The organism is Streptomyces sp. NPDC014733, from assembly GCF_043083385.1.
Lineage (GTDB): Bacteria > Actinomycetota > Actinomycetes > Streptomycetales > Streptomycetaceae > Streptomyces.
Genome location: NZ_JBIBYO010000007.1, coordinates 63223 through 84117, shown reverse-complemented (window position 1 = coordinate 84117; position 20895 = coordinate 63223). Strand labels below are relative to the sequence as shown.

The window sequence follows — 20895 nt, the reverse complement described above, 5'->3', positions numbered from 1 at the left end:
CCGCGCGCCCCCGCCGCACCACGCCCCGTAAGACGAGAAGGGAACCCGCCATGCTCGACCACCTCATCCAGGGCGCCACCGTCGTGGACGGCACCGGCGCCCCCCGCCACCTCGCCGACGTCGGCATCAAGGACGGCCGCATCGCCACCGTCGCCCCACCGGGCACCGCCACCGAACCGGCCCGCACCACCGAGGACGCCACCGGGCTCGTCCTCACCCCCGGGTTCGTCGACCCGCACACCCACTACGACGCCCAGCTCTTCTGGGACCCGTACGCGACCCCGTCCCTCAACCACGGCGTCACCACCGTCGCCGGCGGCAACTGCGGCTTCACCCTCGCACCGCTCCACCCCGACCGGCCCGGCGACGCCGACTACACCCGCCGCATGATGAGCAAGGTCGAAGGCATGTCCCTGATCGCCCTCGAAGAAGGCGCCCCCTGGGACTGGCACGGCTTCGGCGACTACCTCGACGCCCTCGAAGGCCGCATCGCCGTCAACGCCGGATTCATGGTCGGTCACTGCGCCCTGCGCCGCCACGTCATGGGCCCCGACGCCATCGGCGGCCGCCCCACCCCCGAACAACTCGACGCCATGACCGCCCTCCTCCACGACGCCATGGACGCCGGAGCCTGGGGCCTGTCCACCACCCGGTCCTCGACCCACACCGACGGCGACGGCGCCCCCGTCGCCTCCCGCCACGCCGACCGCGACGAAGTCCTCACCCTCTGCCGCGCCGTCGGAGCACACGAAGGAACCCAGATAGAAGCCATCGTCTCCGGCTGCCTCGACCGCTTCGACGACGACGAGATCGACCTCCTCGTCGCCATGACCGGCGCCGCCGGACGCCCCCTCAACTGGAACGTCCTCACCATCGACGCCGCCGTCCCCGACCGCGTCCCCCGCCAGCTCGTCCCCAGCGCCCGCGCCCGCGCCGCCGGCGGCCGCATCGTCGCCCTCACCATGCCGATCCTCACGCCCATGAACATGTCCCTCGGCACCTTCTGCGCCCTCAACCTCATCCCCGGCTGGGGCGACATCCTCGGCCTGCCCCGCCCCGCACGCATCGCGAAACTCCGCGACCCCGACGTCCGCGCCACCCTGCTGCGCCACGCCCACAGCGAGGAGGCCGGCGTCTTCCGCCGTCTCGCCGACTTCGACCGCTACGTCATCGGCGACACCTACTCCGCCGCCAACGAAGGACTCAGCGGCCGCGTCGTCCGCGACATCGCCGCCGAACGCGGCCAGGACCCCTTCCACTGCCTCGTCGAGATCTGCGCCCACGACGACCTGCGCACCGTCCTGTGGCCGATGCCCACCGACAACGACCCCGCCAGCTGGGCACTGCGCCGCGAGACCTGGCGCCACGAGGACGTCCTCCTCGGCGGCTCCGACGCCGGCGCCCACCTCGACCGGATGTGCGGCGCGCCCTACACCACCCGCTTCCTCGGCGACTGCCTGCGCGGCCGGAAACTCGTCGGCCTGGAGGAGGCCGTCCGGATGCTCACCGACGACCCGGCCCGCCTCTTCGGCCTCCGCGACCGCGGCCGCATCGCCGAGGGCCACCACGCCGACCTCGTCCTCCTCGACCCGGAAACCGTCGACGCCGGGCCCGCCACCCTCGTCCACGACCTGCCCGGCGACAGCCCCCGCCTCGACTCGAAGGCCCAGGGCATCGTCAGCGTCCGCGTCAACGGCGTCGAGACCCTCCGCGACGACACCGTCACCGGCGCCGTACCCGGCACCGTCCTGCGCTCCGGCCGCCACACCGCCACGGTGAGCACCCGGTGAGCGCGGCCCCGGAGCAGCTCTTCATCGGCGGCCGGTGGACCGAGCCCGACGGCGGACACCACGACGTCATCGACCCGGCCACCGAGGAGATCGTCGGCCGGGCCCCCGAGGCCTCCACCGCACAGGTCCGTGCCGCCACCGAGGCCGCCCGCGAAGCCTTCGGCCCCTGGTCGCGTACCACCCCCGAACTCCGGGCCCGCGTCCTCGACCACACCGCCCGGCTGCTGCGCGAACGCCTCACCCCGTACGCCGCACTCGCCCAACAGGAGAGCGGCGCCACCACCGCCACCGCCCGCGCCCTGCAGGTCGGCGTGGCCGCGGCCCGGTTCGCCCGGTACGCCCGCGGCGCGCTGGAACCCGTCGAGACCCCGCTGCCGCCCCAGGTCAACCCGGCCGGACCGATGGGGAAGGCCGCGGTCGTCGGCGCCTACGCGGCCCGCCGCCCGGTCGGCGTCGTCGCCTGCATCACCTCGTACAACAACCCCTGGGCCAACCCCGCCGGCAAGATCGCACCGGCGCTGGCCATGGGCAACACCGTCGTCGTCAAACCCGCCCCGCAGGACCCGCTCTCCGTCTACCGCCTCGCCGAGACGCTCCAGGAGGCGCTGGACGAGGCGGGGGCGCCGCCCGGCGTGGTCAACGTCGTCTCCGGCGCCTCGGCGGAGGTGGGCGCGGCGGCCGTGGCGGCGCCGGAGACCGACATGGTCAGCTTCACCGGCTCCACCGCCGTCGGCCGCACCATCGCCGAGGAGTGCGGCCGCGGCATGAAACGCCAGCTCATGGAGTTGGGCGGGAAGGGTGCCGCGCTGGTCTTCGACGACCTCGACGACGCCGGTCTGGACGCCGCCGTCGCCGGCATCGGCACCACCTTCTCCTTCTACAGCGGCCAGATCTGCACCGCCCCGACCCGCGTCCTCGTCCAACGCTCCCTCCACGACCGGCTGGTGGACCGTCTGGCCCGCTACGCCCGCCACCTGCCCGTCGGCGACCCGCGGGCCCGCGGAGCCGTCGTCGGCCCGGTCATCTCCGCCGCCCACCGCGACCGTGTCGAGTCCTACCTCACCCTGGGCCGCGCGGAGGGCGCCCGGCCGGTCACCGGCGGGGAGCGCCCGGACGGACCGGACACGGCGCGCGGTTTCTACGTCGCGCCCGCCCTCTTCGCCGACTGCACGCCCGGGATGCGGATCGTGCGGGAGGAGATCTTCGGGCCGGTCGTGGTGGTGCTGCCCTTCGACGACGAGGAGGAGGCCGTGGCGCTCGCCAACGACAGCGACTACGGGCTGCTGGACTACGTCTGGTCCGGCGACGCGGCGCGGGCGTTCCGGGTGGCGGCGCAGCTGCGCGCCGGTGGCGTCGGCATCAACACCGTGGGCCGCAACATGGAGGCGCCGTTCGGCGGCTTCAAGCAGAGCGGCGTGGGCCGGGACGTGGGCTCGTACGCGCTGCACGCCTACAGCGAGGTGCAGTCGGTGGTGTGGACGGGGTGAGGCGTCCAGGGCGGGCCGGCCGGCGGGCTTTTCCGGGGGTCCGGCGGGCTTTTCCGGGCGGGCCGGTGGCGGTGGCGCGGAGACGTCCGCCGGGTGGCCGGGAGGCGTCCGGAAATCGGACGGGAAATTTTTGAAAGGGGTAAATCGGGCGCCGCTGCGGTTACCGCACGGCGGGTCGAGTGCCCCTCGAAGCGTGGAGTCGAAGGCTCAAGCAGACTTCTTCATTTCATTACGTGAGTGAAGTGCGCGATGTGGGTTCGTAATGAAGGCGGCACCGGGTCGTTGATAAGCGGATTTCAGCCATCCGGATACGGAAACAGCAGCACTTAACGTCCTGTTCATGGTTCAGGTAGACCCCCGGCCCCAGACCGGAGACACGGTAACGAGCGTCCCCGCCACCGGCGGAGAAGCCCGCAAGGACACCCGCGGCAAGGGCTTGAGCGGCAACTCCGTCGGCCTGCTCGGCAGCGCGGTCATCGGCGTCTCCACCGTCGCCCCCGTCTACTGCCTCACCTCCACCCTCGGCCCCACCGCCGGAGAGGTCGGCCTGCAGATGCCGGCCATCTTCCTGGCAGGGTTCCTGCCGATGCTGCTGGTCGCCTTCGCCTACCGCGAGCTGAACAAGGCGGTCCCCGACTGCGGCACCTCCTTCACCTGGACCGTCAAGGCGTTCGGCCCCCGCATCGGCTGGATGTGCGGCTGGGGCCTCGTGATCGCGACGATCATCGTGCTCTCCAACCTCGCCGGCGTCGCCACCTCGTTCTTCTACCTGCTGCTCGGCGAACTCACCGGCAGCCAGGCCCTCGCCGACCTCGACGGCAACAAAGCCGCCCACATCCTCACCTGCCTCGCCTTCATCGCCGTCGCCACCGCCATCAGCTACCGCGGCATGACCGCCACCAAAGGCGTGCAGTACGCCCTCGTCGGCCTCCAACTCGCCGTGCTCGCCGTCTTCGTCGTCATGGCCGTCGTCAAGGCACGCTCCGGCGAGTTCGCCGGATCCCTGCACTTCTCCTGGACCTGGCTCGATCCCTTCGCCGTCCAGTCCTTCTCCGCCTTCACGGCCGGACTCTCCCTCTCGATCTTCATGTTCTGGGGCTGGGACGCCTGCCTGACCGTCAACGAGGAAACCGCCGGCAGCGACAGGACCCCCGGCCGCGCCGCCCTCCTCGCGATGCTCGTCCTCATCGGCTCGTACCTGCTGACCGCCATCGCCGCGCAGATGTACTCCGGCGTCGGCGACAAGGGCCCCGGCCTCGGCAACCCGCACACCGCCGACAACGTCTTCGCCGCCCTCGCCGACCCCGTCATGGGCACCGCCCTCGGCGTGCTGCTGTTCGTGGCCGTCCTCGCCTCGGCCGCCGCCAGCCTCCAGACCACGTTCATCCCCGTGGCCCGCACCGTCCTCGCGATGAGCGCGTACGAGGCGCTGCCGCCGTCCTTCGCCCGCATCCACCCGCGCTTCCGGTCACCGGGCCGCGCCACCGTCGCCGCGGGCATCGCCACCGGCCTCTTCTACGCCGTGATGAGCCTCCTCAGCGAGAACGTCCTCATCGACACCATCTACGCCCTCGGCCTCATGATCTGCTTCTACTACGCGATCACGGCCTTCGCCTGCGCCTGGTACTTCCGCCACGACCTGCGCACCTCCGCCCGCGATCTGTTCTTCAAGGGCGTCTTCCCGACCCTCGGCGGAATCCTGCTGACCGCCGTCTTCACCAAGACCCTGGCCGACATGTGGAACCCGGCCTACGGCTCGGGCAGCTCGGTGTTCGGCGTGGGCTCGGTGTTCGCCATCGGGGTGGGGCTGCTGGTGCTCGGGTTCGTGCTGATGCTCGTCATGCAGCGCCGGAGCCCGGCGTTCTTCCGGGGGGACGTGCTCACTCGGGGGACGCCGGCTTTGGTGGTGGAGGAGTAGGGGGCGGGGGCCCTCCCTCTCCCCCCTCCCGCCCACCCCACCCGCCCCGCCCTTCGGCAGCATCGACTGCCCCCCCGCGCGGCCCCCTCACCCCGCGCCGCCCCCAACCCCCGTCACCCCTCCCGCCGCTGCCCCGCATCACCCCCTCCCGCAGCCCTCACCTCCAGGAACACCGGATTGGTGAGCGCCGCCATCCGACCGGGTGTGCCGGGGGTCTCGGGCGGATACCGCACCTCCGCGCGCACGTACGCGGCCCGTGCCGAGCTGGTGACCCATGTGACGGTGGCCCGGCCGCCGGGCGGTATCGGGGCGCTGTGGAGCTTGCCCTGGTCCGTGTGGAAGGAGGCGGTGCAGCCGGGCGCCCCGGAGACGGTGAGGCGGACGGTGGCGGCTGCGCCGCCGTGCAGCAGCAGCCGTTCGCCGATGCCGGCGTGTTCGCCGTGGGGGCCGCTGACGTCGAAGGACAGGTCGATGCCGGCGGATTCGGCGATCCATACGCGGCCCGCCCGTATGCCGTCCTGGAGGGCGTGGCGGGACAGGTCGTCGGCGAGGACGACGGTCTGGGGCAGGCCGATGACGTCGGGGTCGCGGTGCGCGTCGCTGTGTCCGACGGCGGGCAGCCACCGGGGGCGGTCGCCCCGGGCGTGTGCCACCAGGGCGGTGTCCCAGGCGGCGAGGGCGGTCTCGTCCTCGGCGGTGTACGGGCCGTTCCACACCTCCACCGCGTCGGCACCGTCGAGGCCGAACCTCCAGGAGCAGCCGATGCACGAGGCGTAGGGGTGCGCGGGGATGGCCAGTCCCCCGGCTCGGTGGACGGCGCGTGCGTAGGCGCCGGGGGAGGTGTCGCGGGCGCGGCGCCGCCAGTCGAGGAATGTTCCGGGGTCGGTGCCGAGCGCCACGAGGTGGCCGTTGCGGGTGGTGATCTCCTCGCCGGTGAGGATCAGCAGGTCGTCGCCCCACAGGCCGTCCCATGCGCGGTGCGAGGAGGTGGTGTTGTGCTCGGAGGTGTTGAGGAAGTCGAGGCGCGCGGCGCGGGCCAGCGCGGCGATCTCGGCGGGGGTGCGCCGCCCGTCGGAGTGGACGGAGTGGAGGTGGCCGTCCCCGCGGTACCAGGCGCGGCCGCGGCCCCGGGCGCGCTCGGGCGGGTACACCGGCGGCGGGGTGCGCCCGGGGGCGCCGGGGCGGAGCGTCACGGTGATCTCGTAGGTCAGGCCCTGTGGCGCGAGGGTGTACGGGGCGAGCGCGATGTGCCAGGTGCCGGGGTGTACGGGGCCGGGGAGGTAGCCGGGGGTGGCGTCGTCGGCGCGGAGGAAGAACGTGCTGCGGGCGCCGCCGGACCAGCCGCGGAAGCCCGGGCCGCCGGGGGCGGTGCCGCGTTCGTCGAAGATGCCGATGTCGCAGGCGTTGCCGGTGGTGCCGTCGGGGACGTCGGGCCGGTCGTAGCGGTAGGCCACGCTGATCTCCCGGACGCCGGGCGGGACCTCGACCGGTACGTACACGTGGTCCGGTGTGCCGGGCGGCAGATGACCGCCGACCGTCCGGGTCAGCGCGGCGCTGTCACCGTCGCTGTCGTCGCCGGACGCCGGTGCCGCGGCGGCGAAGCGTACGGGCCCGAGGGCCAGGGCCCCGGCCGTGCCCGTGGCCGCGGAGAGTTTGAGTACCTCGCGCCGTTCCATCCTCGCCCCCTGATGTCGCTCCGATGTCTCTGCGCCGACCCGCGCGCAAGCCCGTCGCCGGGCCCGGACCGCGCCGCCGTCACGGCGTGTGTGGCGCCGTGTGACAACTGTTCTACGCGGGTGTGACACGGCGGGAAAGGGCTGTGGATAACCCGTGGACGGTGAGGCACCATGCGCTGACCGACACGGTTCACACGGAGGTGCGCGCGGATGCGGATCGCGACCACGATCTTCCTTACCGACGAGACGATCCGGCCCGACCGCCTGGCCGGAGAGCTGGAGCAGCGTGGCTTCCACGGCCTCTACCTTCCGGAGCACACCCACATCCCGGTGGCCCGGGAGACCCCCGCGCCCATGGGGGAGCCGCTGCCCGGTGAGTACGGCCGCTGCCTCGACCCGTTCGTCGCGCTCGGTCAGGCGGCCGCCGTCACCGAGGAGCTGCGGTTGGGCACCGGCATCACGCTCGTCGCCCAGCACGACCCCATCGACCTGGCGAAGCGGGTCGCCACGCTCGATTTCCTCTCCGGCGGCCGGTTCACCCTCGGCGTCGGTTTCGGCTGGAACGTCGAGGAGGCCGCCGACCACGGGGTGCGCTGGTCCACCCGCCGGGACCTGGTACGCGACCGGATGGCGCTGATGCGGGCCCTGTGGGCGCCGGAACCCACGGCGTACGAGGGTCCGTTCGGCTCCGTGCGCGCTTCGTTCGCCCACCCCAAACCGGCCGGTGGCGCGCCCCGCGTCCTGCTCGGCGGCGCCGCGGGGCCCCGGTTCTTCGCCGATCTCACTGGCTGTGCCGACGGCTGGCTGCCCATCGGCGGCCACGGTCTCGGCGAGGCGCTGCCCGCGCTGCGTACGGCGTGGACGGCCGCGGGGCGCACCGGTGAGCCCGCCGTGGTGCCGTACGCGGTCCGCCCCACGCCCGGCAAGCTGGCCCACTACCGGGACCTCGGTATCGGTGAGGTGGTGCTGCAACTGCCGCCCGCCGCCGAGCCGGAGGTGCTGCGGACCCTCGACGACTACGCGCAGTACCTCTGAGGCGCCGGGGCGCCACCACCGGGCCACGCCCCCCCGCGGGCGTCCTAGGACCACCGTCCGACCCACCCGCCCCATGAGCCCCGACCGCGGACCGATCCGCGGCCGTGGGGCCGGGCGTACCGTCGGAGACACGGGGTGTTTCCGTACGGGCGGGCACGAGGGCCGTCCCGTGCGGGAGGTGGCCCCGCCCGGTAGTCCGCGGCCCCTAGGAGATGACCATGCCGCAGCTCGACCACACGATCGTCCACAGCACCGACCGGTTCGCCTCCGCCCGTTTCCTCGCGGAGCTGCTCGGCGCCCCCGAGCCCCGCGCGTACGGCCCGTTCGCCGCCGTCACCCTCGACAACGGCGTCGTCCTCGACTTCGCGGAACATGTCGCACCCGACGGGAAGTTCGTCCCGACGCACTACGCGTTCCTGGTGACGGAGGACGAGTTCGACGAGATCTTCGGCCGGATAAAGGACAGGAACCTTCCCTATTGGGCAGCTCCCCGCCATACCGGCCCACAGGCCATCAACCACCACGACGGCGGCCGCGGCGTGTACATCGACGACCCCGACGGGCACGCCATGGAGTTCATAACGCGTAAGTACTCGGAGGCTCTGCTCGCGGGTTTGCAGTGATCTTGGTCCGGTGTCGGTGTGCGCTCGTATGCTCGGAGGATGACTTCCAGCGCGCAGGTACCTGACCAGGGATCACACCGATCACACGCGCCGTCGGCGGGCGGTACGGAGCCCTCCGCCCCGCCCGCCGCGAACGCCGTACGCCGTGCCTTGCGACGGGCCCGTGACGGCGTCGCGCTGGATGCCGGCGAGGCCGCGGTGCTCCTCCAGCTCCGCGGCGATGATCTCAAGGACCTGTGCGCGAGCGCGGCCCGGGTGCGGGACGCCGGCCTGGAGGCCGCGGGGCGCCCCGGCGTCATCACGTACTCCCGCAAGGTGTTCATCCCGCTCACCCGCCTGTGCCGCGACAAGTGCCACTACTGCACCTTCGTCACCGTCCCCGGCAAGCTGCGCCGGGAGGGCAAGAGCATGTTCCTCTCGCCCGACGAGGTGCTGGACATCGCGCGCCGCGGCGCCGAAATGGGCTGCAAGGAAGCGCTGTTCACGCTGGGCGACCGCCCCGAGGACCGCTGGCCCGAGGCCCGCGAATGGCTCGACGCCCACGGCTACGACGACACCCTCGCCTATGTGCGGGCCATGGCGATCCGCGTCCTGGAGGAGACGGGGCTGCTGCCGCACCTCAACCCCGGTGTGCTGTCGTGGACGGACCTCGCGCGGCTCAAGCCCGTCGCGCCGTCCATGGGCATGATGCTGGAGACCACCGCGACGCGTCTGTGGAGCGAGCCGGGCGGCCCCCACCACGGCTCGCCCGACAAGGACCCCGCCGTGCGGCTGCGCGTCCTGGAGGACGCCGGGCGGTCCAACGTCCCCTTCACCACCGGCATCCTCATCGGCATCGGCGAGACGTACGAGGAGCGCGCCGACTCGATCTTCCAGCTGCGCAAGACGGCCCGGGCCTACCACGGCATCCAGGAAGTCATCGTCCAGAACTTCCGCGCCAAGCCGGACACCGCGATGCGCGGTATGCCCGACGCGGAGCTGGAGGAGCTGGCCGCCGCCATCGCCGTCACCCGCCTGCTGCTCGGCCCGTCGGCCCGCGTCCAGGCGCCGCCGAACCTCGTCGACGCCGAGTACGCCCTGCTGATCGGCGCGGGCATCGACGACTGGGGCGGCGTCTCCCCGCTGACGCCGGACCATGTCAACCCCGAGCGCCCCTGGCCGCACATCGACGAGCTGGCCGAGAAGACCGCCGGCGCCGGCTTCACGCTCCGCGAACGCCTCACCATCTACCCGGAGTTCCTCCAGCGCGGCGAACCCTGGCTCGACCCGCGGCTGCTCCCGCACGTCCGCGCGCTGGCGGACCCGGAGACGGGCCTGGCCCGCACCGACGCCGTCCTGGAGGGCCGCCCCTGGCAGGAGCCCGACGAGGGCTTCTCGCTCGCCCCCTCCGGCCGCACCGACCTGCACCGCACCATCGACACCGAGGGCCGCACCGGCGACCGCCGCGACGACTTCGACAACGTCTACGGCGACTGGGAGGCGCTCCGCGAGGCCGCCGCCCCCGGGATGGTGCCCTCCCGTCTCGACGCCGACGTCCGCGACGCCCTGAAGCAGGCGGCCGACGACCCGACGCGGCTCACCGACGCGCAGGCGCTGGCCCTGCTGCACGCCGACGGCCCGGCCCTCGACGCCCTGTGCACGATCGCCGACGAGCTGCGCCGTGACACCGTCGGCGACGACGTCACGTACATCGTCACCAGGAACATCAACTTCACCAACGTCTGCTACACCGGCTGCCGGTTCTGCGCCTTCGCGCAGCGCCGCACCGACGCCGACGCCTACACCCTCTCCCTGGAGCAGGTCGCCGACCGCGCCCAGCAGGCGTGGGACGTCGGCGCGGTCGAGGTGTGCATGCAGGGCGGTATCCACCCCGACCTGCCCGGCACGGCGTACTTCGACATCGCGCGCGCCGTGAAGGAACGCGTCCCGGGGATGCACGTCCACGCCTTCTCGCCCATGGAGGTCGTCAACGGCGCCACCCGCACCGGCCTGTCCATCCGGGACTGGCTGGCCGAGGCGAAGGCCGCCGGGCTCGACACCATCCCCGGCACCGCCGCGGAGATCCTCGACGACGAGGTCCGCTGGGTCCTCACCAAGGGCAAGCTGCCCACCGCCACCTGGGTCGAGGTCATCAAGACCGCCCATGAGCTGGGCATCCGCTCCTCGTCGACGATGATGTACGGCCATGTCGACCAGCCGCGGCACTGGCTGGGCCATCTGCGGCTGCTCGCCGACATCCAGAAGTCGGCGCGGGAGAAGGGCGTCGAGGGCTTCACGGAGTTCGTCACCCTGCCGTTCATCCACACCAACGCCCCGGTCTACCTCGCGGGCATCTCCCGCCCCGGCCCCACCACCCGCGACAACCGCGCGGTGACGGCCATGGCGCGGCTGCTGCTCCACCCGTACATCACCAACATCCAGACCAGCTGGGTCAAGCTCGGTACGGAGGGCGCCGCCGAGATGCTCCGCTCCGGCGCCAACGACCTGGGCGGCACCCTCATGGAGGAGACCATCTCCCGGATGGCGGGCTCCAGTTACGGTTCCTACCGCTCCATCCAGGACCTGCTGGCCATCGCCGACGCCGCGGGCCGCCCGGCCCGCGCCCGCACCACCACGTACGGCCCGGTGTCCGAGGAGCGGCAGCGCGCCGCGCACGCCTCGGACGGCCATCTGCCGGAGCTGCTGCCCGTCCTCGACTGAGACGGACGACGGTACGGAGGGGGCGCCCGGCGCGATGCGGGCGCCCCCGCCGGGCTCCGGGGAGCCCGCCCCGGCCGTCCTAGGGCGGCGCGCCCCCGTCGTACTCCGTCTCGTGCTGGAGGATGCACTGCTGCCACTGCGCGAGCGCCTGCGCACGGTCACCGCCGGAGTCCTGGGCGGCGGTGATCAGCGCGTCCGCGGCCATGGCCGCCAGCCGGACCGCGACATGGCAGACATCGCGGTGCGGAAGCGGCCGGAGAAGTTCCACCGCGCCGTCGCTGTCGCCGGAGAGCGCGGTGGCGACGACGGCCATCGTGGTGCGGTCCCACTCGTACTCGGACATGCGGTGAGCATGCCCACCCCGGCCCGCCACCATCTTCGAACTCCCGCCTGAACCTGCCCGTGGTCCCGCAGCCCCGCTCCCACCTGCGCATTCACCCGGCCGTCGGCCCGCTGTGGCCGGCCGGTACGGAGGTCTCGGGCGGACGCGCACCGATCGGGAGCGGACCGTTCAAAAGCCGCCAGATGTGCGTCTTGTCGCATTCCGTTCCTGTCCTTAACCGATCAATCACGGTCGATTACAGTGCTGCGCCAGGGGGTCCGTACGGGGCCGACGGGCGTGGAGGGCTTCGGGAGGGCACAGTGAGCGCAGCGGCAGGCGGCACCGGCACCACCGCCATCTGGGGCCGTGCCGAACAGCAGGACTTCCGCAGCCGGGTCCGCGGCTGCCTGCTCGGCGGCGCCATCGGCGACGCGCTCGGCGCCGGCATCGAATTCGACTCCCTGGACGCCATCCGCGAGGCCCACGGCCAGGAGGGCGTCACCGACTTCGTCCCCGCCTTCGGACGCCGCGGCGCGGTCACCGACGACACCCAGATGACGCTGTTCACCGTCGACGGCCTGATCCGCGCCCAGGTCCGCCGCGACACCGGCGCCTGGCACCCGCCCACCGATGTGCACCGCGCCTACCTGCGCTGGGCCGCCACCCAGCACGACTGGGGCCCGGACGAACGCAAGGCGGACGACGGCTGGCTGGCCCGCGAGGAGTGGCTGTACTCCCGCCGCGCACCGGGCCGCGCCTGCCTCACCGGCCTCGGCGACGCCACCATGGGCACCCTGGACAAGCCGAAGAACCCCGACTCCAAGGGGTGCGGCGCCGTGATGCGCTCCGCGCCGTTCGGCCTGCTGGTCGGCTGGGAGCCGCAGCTCGTCTTCCAGCTCGCCGTCGAATGCGCCGCCCAGACCCACGGCCACCCCACCGGCTACCTCGCGGCCGGCGCCTTCGCCGTCATCAGCCACGCCCTGGCCCGCGGCGACGACCTCGACAGCGCCGTGCAGAAGGCCCTCGCCCACCTCGCGACCCGCCCCGGCCACGAGGAGACCACCGAAGCCCTCAAGCGCGCGCTCGGCGCCGTACGGCAGGGCATGCCGACGCCCGCCCGGGTCGAGTCGCTCGGCGAGGGCTGGACGGCCGAGGAAGCGCTGTCCATAGGCGTCTACTGCGCGCTGGTCGCCGAGGACGTCCGCCACGGTCTGCTGCTCGCCGTCAACCACGGCGGCGACAGCGACTCCACCGGCGCCGTCTGCGGCAACCTCCTCGGCACCCTGCACGGCGAGACCGCACTGCCCCCGGTCTGGCTGGTCGAGCTGGAGGGCCGCGACACCATCCTCCAACTCGCCGACGACTTCGCCCTGGAGATGACCCAGGGCCCGGCCCTCCACGGCCCCGCCGGCTCCGCCCCGGGGTGGCTCGCCCGGTACCCGCGGGCCTGACGCGCGCCGGGGGAGCGGCCACCGGGGCGGCCCCCGCGCCGGGCCACGCCCCGGCGCGCGCCCGTCCCCTTCACGCCCTCCCCGCGCGCCCCGCCGCCCCGTCCGCCCGCTGCCCGGGGAGCCGCCGGGCCGGACCGAACCCGTCGTCGCCGTCCCCGTCGCCGTTGATCCGCTCCAGGACCGCGTCCCGCTCCGGAGTGTCCTCCGGCCTGACCAGCCCGATCAGCAGGAACAGCACCAGCGAGGTGGCCACCGGCGCCACGATCTGGATCTGCAGCTGCACCCCGTCGATCCCGTAGTTCGTCAGCCAGAACGCGAACAGCCCCGCCGCCCACGACACCAGCGCCGCCGTCGGCCCGGACCTGCGGCACCGCCGCACCATGCCCAGCAGGAACGGGATCGAGATCGGCCCGACCAGACCGGCCACCCACTTGATGACCACGGTGATGATGTCCTTGAACGCCGACGAGTTGACCTGCGTCGCGATGGCCATCGACAGCGCCAGGAACGCCACCGTCGACAGCCGCGCCGCCAGCAGCCCCGTCCGGTGCGACCAGCCCCGCACCCGTTCGCCGACCCTCGGCAGCGCCGGGGCGATGTCCCGTGTGACGACCGCCGAGATCGCGTTCGCGTCCGATGAGCACATCGCCATCGTGTGGGAGAAGAAGCCGACCACGACCAGACCCAACAGCCCGTGCGGCAGCAGCCGTTCGGTCAGCAGCGCATACGCGTCCGACGCATCGGGCTTCTCCGCCCGCACCAGCAGCGGCGCCATCCACATCGGGAAGAACAACACCGCCGGCCACACCAGCCACAGCGCCGCCGACAGCCGCGCCGACCGCACCGCCTCCCGCGCACTGCGCGTCGCCATGTACCGCTGCGCCTGATTCCACATCCCGCCGCTGTACTCGAAGGTCTTGATGAAGAGGTACGCCAGCAGGAACGTCAGCGTGTACGGCCCGGCGGTCGGCGCCGTGTGCCCCGCCGGCAGCCGGTCCCACGCCGTCCACAGCGCCCCGAAACCACCGAGCTGCGCCACCACCGTCACCAGCATCGCCACCCCGGCCAGCAACTGGATGACGAACTGCCCCAGCTCCGTCAGCGCGTCCGCCCACAACCCGCCGACCGTGCAGTAGATCCCGGTGACGACCCCGGTGATGAGGATGCCCTGGTTGAGCGACATCCCCGTGAACACCGACAACAGCGTGGCGATCGCCGCCCACTTGGCACCCACGTCCACGATCTTCAGCAGCACCCCCGACCAGGCCAGCGCCTGCTGCGTCGGCAGGTTGTAGCGGCTCTTGAGGTACTCCAGCGGCGATGCCACCCGCAGCCGCGACCGCAGCCGGTTCAGCCGCGGCGCGAACAGCCGCGCCCCGATGGCGATCCCCACCGCGATCGGGAACGCCCAGGTGACGTACGACGTGATGCCGTACTGGTACGAGATGCCCGCATAGCCGGTGAACATCACCGCGCTGTAGCCGGACATGTGGTGCGAGATGCCGGACAGCCACCACGGCATCCGGCCGCCCGCCGTGAAGAAGTCGCCGACGTCGTCGACCCGCCGGTGCGACCACACGCCGATCGCGACCATCACACCGAAATAGCCGATGAGTACGGCCCAGTCGAGACTGTTCATGCCCCCTCCAGGGGTCCGCCTGATGAACGTGGACCACTTCGCCGTGACGTTCCGTGGGGCGGTTCCCCGTGCGGGAGCGGGGACGTGGGGATTGAACCGTCCGCCGCGCGGGCCGGTCAAGGCCCCAAGAATCAAGGATGTGAACACCGGTCACCAAGCCGAACGATTTTGCTCGCTCTTGACCGGACGGGGCGTTGTCCCCCGTCCTCCGCCGCCCCCACGATGTGCGGACACTTCGCCGGGCTCCGCAGGCCCGACCAGCACGGCCATCCACCGTCCGCACCAGCGGCACGGTGACCGGCCGCACGGGAGCGGGATCCCGTGCGGCACCCCACCGCACCGCCGGGAGGAACGCGCCACGCACGAAGCCGCCGGAGTCCGGGGCGGGCGGCTCCGGCCCGGGCGGCCGCACCCGGCTCCGGACAGGGGAGAGCCCCCTCGGCCTGGACAGGGGATCCGGTCGAGAGGGCTCGGAGCCGCGCGGCAGGGCGCGGCGGTCTGACGGGCCGATCAGGCCAGGTCGAAGGCGCCGCCGGCGACATCCGACACGAAGGTGCTCCAGGCGGAGTTGACGAAGGTGAGGCGCGGGCCCTCGGGGTCCTTGGAGTCGCGCACCGCGATGGCCTCGACGGCCGGCACGGCAATTTCCACGCAGGCACCGCTGGCGGAGTACGACGACTTCTTCCAGGAGAACGCGGAATTGGGCTGCATGACCTTGTTCACTGTTCGCTCCGGCTACTGTGAGTTGCTGCGGATTCGGTCGTGCCGACGCTACGCGCCAACATCACGTGCAGCAGGAGCAGTTCACCCGTCCGAATGGCGTGCTTCTGGATCTCTTTTCAAGGCGCCGGACGCAGGTGTACCTTGCCGATCCCGCCGCCGGGGACCTGCTCCCGCACCGCTCCGACCGGCGCTTCCGTCCCCTCCCGCCCCGCGCGGCGGTCACCCGGACGGGGCGGAATTCCGCGGTGCGGATCTCAACTCAGCGCATCGGCGTGACGCTTGGCGGCGTCCGCGATGAATTCCCGGCTCTGGTCGGCATTCAGCGCCTGTGCCCGAAGATGTTCGTACATGATCGTGTACTTGTTGACGTCGTTCGCTTTCTCCAGATAGAGGTCGCTCGTGACGCCTTCGATGTAGACCACGCTCGAATCGGAGGTGGCATCGAATTCAAGAATGGAGAACGTGCCGGACATTCCGGCGTGCGCTCCGGTGTCGTACGGCAGCACCTGCACCGTCACATGCGGCAGCGCGCTCATCTCGACGAGATGCTCCAACTGCTCCCGCATCACCTCGTGACCGCCGACCACCCGCCGCAGCGCACTCTCGTCGAGCACCACCCACAGCCGCAGCGGATTCTCCGGATCGTCCACCCGCTCCTGGCGCCGCAGCCGCACCTGCGTCCGCTTCTCCAGCTGGTCGGGCGGCAGCTCCGGCAGCACCCCGGGGATCACCGCCCGGGCGTACCGCGGCGTCTGGAGCAGCCCGGGCACCACCAGCGATTCGTAGACCCGCAGCGATCCGGCCTCGGTCTCCAGCCCGATGTAGACGCTGTACGGGATGTCGCCGAACGCGTGCCACCAGCCCTGCTGCCGGGAGTCCTTGGCCATCTGCATCAGGGATTCCACTATCCGGCGGTCGTCGACCTCGTACACGCCGCACAGGTCACGGACGTCGCGCTGGCTGATGCTGCGGCGGCCGTTCTCCAGTCGGCTGATCTTCGACTGGGAGACCAGCAGCCGCTCGGCCACCTCCTCCGCCGTCATGCCCTTGAGCTCACGGAGCCTGCGCAGCTCCTGGCCCAACCGGCGTCGTCGGACGGTGGGGTTGACATGGGACGCCACGGGACGTGCACCTCCGGGTCCGTACTGCTGTTGTTCCGTGCCAGCAGAGTGCCACCCCGGGTGGACGCCGCGCAGTCAAATGCACACAGAAGGCGAGCACGCCACGGCGCGGGGCGGCGAACCGGCCGTCCGTCCGGAACGGCCGGCCCGCCACCCCGCGTCAACTGCGGCTCCCGAACGGGCTCGTGGGGACGGTTCTGCAACGAGGCGGTGCCCCGGCGGCGTACGGGACGCCGACCGGGGCACCGCCCGGAGCATTACGGGAGCGCGCGGACGGCGCACACATCGCCTCGCGCGCCCCCGGCGATCACCGTGCGCCGGCCCGGGCCATGCTGCCGTGCCCGTGCCGTGAGGGAACCGGCACTCCGGACGCGTTCGCCGCGCCCCGGCCGGCCGGCTGGCGCGCCGGACCGTGGCCCGGACCCGCCGCCGGTGTCCGCCGCGGCTGCGCCGCGGCGCCGTTCTGGACGTCCATGACCGCGTGTGCGACCAGACCGCCCATGGGGTCGTGCCGGATCAGATCCCGGAGACGGGAGCGTGATGAACGCCCTTCGTTCCCCGGGTAGAGGTGCTTGCCGAGGCCGACCGCATGGGCCAGCGCGGCGAGCGCCGCGGTCCGCGGGTCCGGCGGTACACCGGTGCGGATCGCGGTGTCGAGCCGGGCCCTGATTTCCCGGCTGATGGCCGTCTCCGTCGCCTGGTAGCGCGTCGTCGGCAGCACCCCGCACATCTGCCCCTCCACGGCATGGACCATGCCGCAGCGTTCGAGATGTGAGAGATACGTCTGGCGAAGCCCCAGTCGGGGCCCGCCGATCCAGTGGACCGCGCGCACCGGACTGCCGCGTCGGCGCAGCAGTTCGAGCGCGGAGTCCAGAGTCGGATCTCCGGTCGGCCGTGGCATCACCACGGCGATACGATCCCCGTCCGGGGCTATCCGTCCTGCCAGAGCCAGCTCCACTAGCTGGGCCCCGGCCAGGCCGAGGTCGAGCGACTGCGGCTGCGCTGTGGTGCCCGTTGCCGGGTCCAAAGCCAGCAGCAGAAGCTCCTCCGGAATTGTTCTGCGGCTCCTGCCCATCCATGCCTCCCCGCGTGGATGCATGACAGGGTGACCCCTCTCACATTCATCTGTCGAGAGTGCGTGGGGGGTTCGGCAGGGAACCTGCAGGTATGTCGTTCTCGTCTAGCACGTCGACGGCTGCCTCCACGGGACCCGGCGGAACGAGGTGGCGTGGGGCGGCGGGGTCCGCGCCGAGCGGACACAGGACACTTGAGAACACTGGGCCAGGCAGTGCGACATACGAAGGAGACATCGGTGGCGGGCGAGTCCCCCGACAAGTCGGGCAAGAAGCAGGCGTCGGGGAAGGCGCGGGGCGCGAACGACCCCCGCCTCGCCGTCCTCCGGGGGGAGCCGGCGGAGGCGACGGAGACGACGACGGGGGCCACGGAGCCCGCGAAGGCCGAGAAGCCTGCGAAGGCCGAGAAGGCCGGAAGCGGGGCCGCTGGGGCCGCCGAGGTGTCCGGGGGCACGGAGGTGCCCAAGAAGCCGGAGAAGGCGACGGAGGGGGCTTCTGAGGCCGATGTGGCCTCTGAGGTCGCCGAGCCTGTCGAGCCCGCCAAGAACGGCGGCGGCCCCGGCGACGAGCGGCTGCGGGCCGCTGTAGCCGCCTGGGTCGCGGGCAAGGACGACGACACCGAGAGCGCGGGCGACTCCGCTGCCTCCGACGGCGCCGACGATGCCGCTGCCTCCGATACCTCCGACGGAGTCGCCGCGGACGGTGACGACGACGCTGCCGACGAGGGTGCAAAGAGATCCGCAAAGGCCGTAGGCGCCGCCGCGGGAGGGGCGAAGGGGGCCGCCGAGGTGTCCGGCACGGACGCCGGGGACGACTCCGGTGAGCGGTCCGACGCCGATGGCTCCCGTGACGAGCGCGCGGACGACGCCGCGCCCGCCGGGGAAGCGAAGGCCGAGAGCGGCGACGCCGGGAACAAGGCCGACGGAAAGCGTTCCAAGGGCGAGGAAGCCAAGGCCGCGGACCGTAAGGCGTCCGATGCCGAGAAGACGGCCCCCAAGGGCGACAAGCCGGCCTCCGGCGCCGGGGACGGCGATGCCTCCGTGACGGACGGCGGCGCCGCACCGGACGAGGACGACGACGTGGACCGGCCGACGGCCGTCTTCACGACCAAGGGCAAGAAGTCCGGCACGGACGAGGAGCCCGTCGACGACGCCACCCGCGTCTTCACCATCGCGAAGTCCGAGGGCAAGCGGAAGCCGACGGAGAAGACGGCCCCCGGGGCCGAGCCCAAGAGCAAGTCCGAGCCCGAGGCCGCGGACAAGGGCAAGGACGAGAACGGCAGCGAGGACGAGAACGGCAGCGAGAACGCCGGCAAGGCCGACGCCGACGAGAAGGGCGGTGCGGACGCCGATCTGGTCGACCCGCCGACCACCGCCTTCCGTATCGCCCCGCCGTCCGGTTCCCCGTCCGCCAAGGACGCCAAGGACGCCAAGGGCGGGCAGGCTTCCAAGGACGCCAAGGCTTCCGCGGACGAGCCCAAGCCCGGTGACAAGAGCGCCGGCAAGAGCGCCGGCAAGAGCGCCGGCAAGAGCACGGACAAAAGCACCGGCAAGCCCGCCGCTGCCGAGCGGGACGCCGAGCGGACCAGCCAGTTCGTCGCGCTGAAGTCGGACGACACCGGTGCCGCCGGGCGGTCCCTCGGGAAGACGGCCGCCAAGGCGGGGGAGAAGGACGCCGGTGCGACGGCGGGTGCCGCGACGGGCCCGGCGTCCGGCAAGCCCGGAACGGGGAAGTCCGCAGCCGGCGGGTCCACGTCCGGCAAGCCCGTGTCCGGCAAGCCCGGTGAGGCCGCGGCCGCTGCCGGGCCGCAGCCGCTGCCCGAGAGTGAGCGGACCCGGCAGGAGCCGCTGCCGCCGCTCGACCTGCTCGCGCAGCTCACCAACACCCCGCCGCCGCCCGAGACCACGCTGCGTACCGTCGTCCGGCGGTTCAAGATCTGGACGCCGCTGGTCATCCTGCTGGCGATCATCTTCGTGGTCGTCCAGTCGCTGCGTACGCTGCCGGAGCCGACGCCGGCCGTCGGCGAGTCGACCGCGTTCACCTTCAAGGGCGGCGAGCTCGCCATGCCGTGGCCCGGCCAGGGGCAGTCCGCGGCGGAGGTCGTCGGCGTCGGCAGCCTCGGCACGTCGGGGCCGCAGAAGCCGGTGCCGACCGCGAGCGTCGCCAAGGTCATGACCGCCTACGTCATCCTGAACGACCACCCGCTGAAGAAGGGCGAGAAGGGCGCCACCATCACCATCGACGCCAAGGCGGCGGCCGACTCGAAGAACAAGGACGAGTCGCGCGTGCCGCTGAAGGAGGGGCAGCGGTTCAACCAGACGCAGATGCTCCAGATGCTGATGATCCCTTCCGGCAACAACGCCGCCCGCCAGCTGGCGCGGTGGGACGCCGGGAGCGAGGAGGCGTTCGTGAAGAAGATGAACGCCACCGCCGGCAAGCTCGGCATGACGAACACGACGTACACCGACCCCAGCGGCCTGGCGAAGACGACGGTGAGCACCGCCGTCGACCAGCTGAAGCTCGCCCGTGAGGTGATGAAGAACGGTGCCTTCCGCGCCGTCGTCGCCACCGAGAACGTCCAGATCGACGGGCTGCCGGAGCGGCTGTTCAACAACAACAGCCTGCTCACGACGATGCCGTACGTCGTCCGCGGCATCAAGACCGGCTCCAGCACCCCCGCGGGCGGCGCCTTCATGTGGGCCGCGTACCGCACCGTCGGCGGCAAGGACCAGCTGCTGCTCGGCGTCACGATGGACCAGCGCGCCAACAGCACCGACCCCAACGCCCACCTCGCGCTGGCGCTCGAGAACAGCGGGAAGGTGATCAAGGCCGCCCGGGAGGCGCTGGTGACCGACACCGTCGTCAAGAAGGGGCAGGTCGTCGGCTACATCGACGACGGTCTCGGGGGCGAGACGCCCGTCGTCGCCACCAAGGACCTCACCGCGGTGGGCTGGCCCGGTCTGAAGGCCGCCTTCTCGATCAGCAACGGCGGTAAGACCGTGCCGCACACCGCCAAGGCCGGGACGGAGGTCGGCGTGCTGACCGTCGGCAGCGGCGACAGCACCCAGCAGGTGCCCGTCGCCCTCGCCGAGGACCTGACCGAGCCCTCCTTCGGCGCCAAGCTGACCCGTATCGGCTGAACCCCGGCCCCGTAGGGGGTGAGCCCGCCCGTCCCGTACAGGAACCGGTCCTCACCCCGTACGGGGCCTTCGCCGTCCCGGCACCTCCGGTCCGGGCGGCTCCGTACGGGGGAACCTCCCCGTCCCCACCCGTCCTCGCGGACAGCGCGTCCGACCCGTAAGGGCCGCACGCCGGGGGAGCGAAGCCGTCCCGCCGT

14 protein-coding genes are annotated in these 20895 nt (G+C 72.4%); 8 read left to right on the top strand and 6 right to left on the bottom strand.

Features of this window, described 5'->3' with window-relative positions:
- The first annotated feature begins 50 nt into the window (after positions 1-50).
- From ACF1BH_RS17975 to ACF1BH_RS17965, 3 genes are all read left to right on the top strand, one after another.
- Positions 51-1790 (top strand): amidohydrolase family protein, encoded by a 1740-nt coding sequence (locus ACF1BH_RS17975; RefSeq protein WP_391643442.1) that lies wholly within the window; start codon positions 51-53, stop codon positions 1788-1790.
- A complete protein-coding gene (locus ACF1BH_RS17970; RefSeq protein ID WP_391643441.1) occupies positions 1787-3277 on the top strand; it encodes an aldehyde dehydrogenase family protein in 1491 nt (496 codons plus the stop codon). The genes ACF1BH_RS17975 and ACF1BH_RS17970 overlap by 4 nt, the downstream gene beginning before the upstream one ends.
- Positions 3278-3617: 340 nt before the next feature.
- A complete protein-coding gene (locus tag ACF1BH_RS17965) occupies positions 3618-5195 on the top strand; it encodes an APC family permease (protein ID WP_391643440.1) in 1578 nt (525 codons plus the stop codon).
- Between the two features lie 113 nt (positions 5196-5308).
- Here ACF1BH_RS17965 and ACF1BH_RS17960 read toward each other — a convergent pair whose 3' ends face one another.
- Positions 5309-6871, bottom strand: coding sequence for a CehA/McbA family metallohydrolase (locus tag ACF1BH_RS17960; protein ID WP_391643439.1), 1563 nt, complete (start codon positions 6869-6871; stop codon positions 5309-5311).
- Between the two features lie 210 nt (positions 6872-7081).
- Between ACF1BH_RS17960 and ACF1BH_RS17955 the strand changes: the two genes are divergently transcribed.
- The 3 genes from ACF1BH_RS17955 (at position 7082) to ACF1BH_RS17945 (ending at position 11229) form a co-directional block, all read left to right on the top strand.
- On the top strand, positions 7082-7906 hold the full coding sequence (locus ACF1BH_RS17955; protein WP_391643438.1) for a TIGR03619 family F420-dependent LLM class oxidoreductase: 825 nt from the start codon (positions 7082-7084) through the stop codon (positions 7904-7906).
- A 218-nt stretch (positions 7907-8124) separates the two neighbouring features.
- The gene (locus tag ACF1BH_RS17950) at positions 8125-8529 is read left to right on the top strand and encodes a VOC family protein (RefSeq protein WP_391643437.1); all 405 of its coding nucleotides are present in this window, start codon (positions 8125-8127) and stop codon (positions 8527-8529) included.
- 39 nt (positions 8530-8568) lie between these two features.
- Positions 8569-11229 carry a bifunctional FO biosynthesis protein CofGH gene (locus ACF1BH_RS17945; protein ID WP_391643436.1) on the top strand — a complete coding sequence of 887 codons (2661 nt, stop codon included), beginning with the start codon at positions 8569-8571 and terminating at the stop codon, positions 11227-11229.
- A gap of 79 nt (positions 11230-11308) precedes the next feature.
- Here ACF1BH_RS17945 and ACF1BH_RS17940 read toward each other — a convergent pair whose 3' ends face one another.
- Positions 11309-11572 (bottom strand): hypothetical protein, encoded by a 264-nt coding sequence (locus tag ACF1BH_RS17940; protein WP_391643435.1) that lies wholly within the window; start codon positions 11570-11572, stop codon positions 11309-11311.
- Between the two features lie 299 nt (positions 11573-11871).
- On the opposite strand from ACF1BH_RS17940, the gene ACF1BH_RS17935 reads away from it, so the two are divergent.
- On the top strand, positions 11872-13002 hold the full coding sequence (locus ACF1BH_RS17935) for an ADP-ribosylglycohydrolase family protein (RefSeq protein WP_391643434.1): 1131 nt from the start codon (positions 11872-11874) through the stop codon (positions 13000-13002).
- 70 nt (positions 13003-13072) lie between these two features.
- Here the strand turns inward: ACF1BH_RS17935 and ACF1BH_RS17930 are convergent, their stop codons facing one another.
- The 4 genes from ACF1BH_RS17930 to ACF1BH_RS17915 form a co-directional block, all read right to left on the bottom strand.
- Positions 13073-14641: a sodium:solute symporter family protein gene (locus ACF1BH_RS17930; RefSeq protein WP_391643433.1), complete on the bottom strand. Its 1569-nt coding sequence runs from the start codon at positions 14639-14641 to the stop codon at positions 13073-13075.
- A gap of 510 nt (positions 14642-15151) precedes the next feature.
- Positions 15152-15352 (bottom strand): DUF397 domain-containing protein, encoded by a 201-nt coding sequence (locus ACF1BH_RS17925; RefSeq protein WP_391643432.1) that lies wholly within the window; start codon positions 15350-15352, stop codon positions 15152-15154.
- A gap of 266 nt (positions 15353-15618) precedes the next feature.
- Complete coding sequence (locus ACF1BH_RS17920; RefSeq protein WP_391643431.1) at positions 15619-16485, bottom strand: helix-turn-helix domain-containing protein; 867 nt, start codon at positions 16483-16485, stop codon at positions 15619-15621.
- 307 nt (positions 16486-16792) lie between these two features.
- A complete protein-coding gene (locus ACF1BH_RS17915; RefSeq protein WP_391643430.1) occupies positions 16793-17560 on the bottom strand; it encodes a GPP34 family phosphoprotein in 768 nt (255 codons plus the stop codon).
- 237 nt (positions 17561-17797) lie between these two features.
- On the opposite strand from ACF1BH_RS17915, the gene ACF1BH_RS17910 reads away from it, so the two are divergent.
- Positions 17798-20698, top strand: coding sequence for a D-alanyl-D-alanine carboxypeptidase (locus ACF1BH_RS17910; protein ID WP_391643429.1), 2901 nt, complete (start codon positions 17798-17800; stop codon positions 20696-20698).
- The last annotated feature ends 197 nt before the right edge of the window (positions 20699-20895 follow it).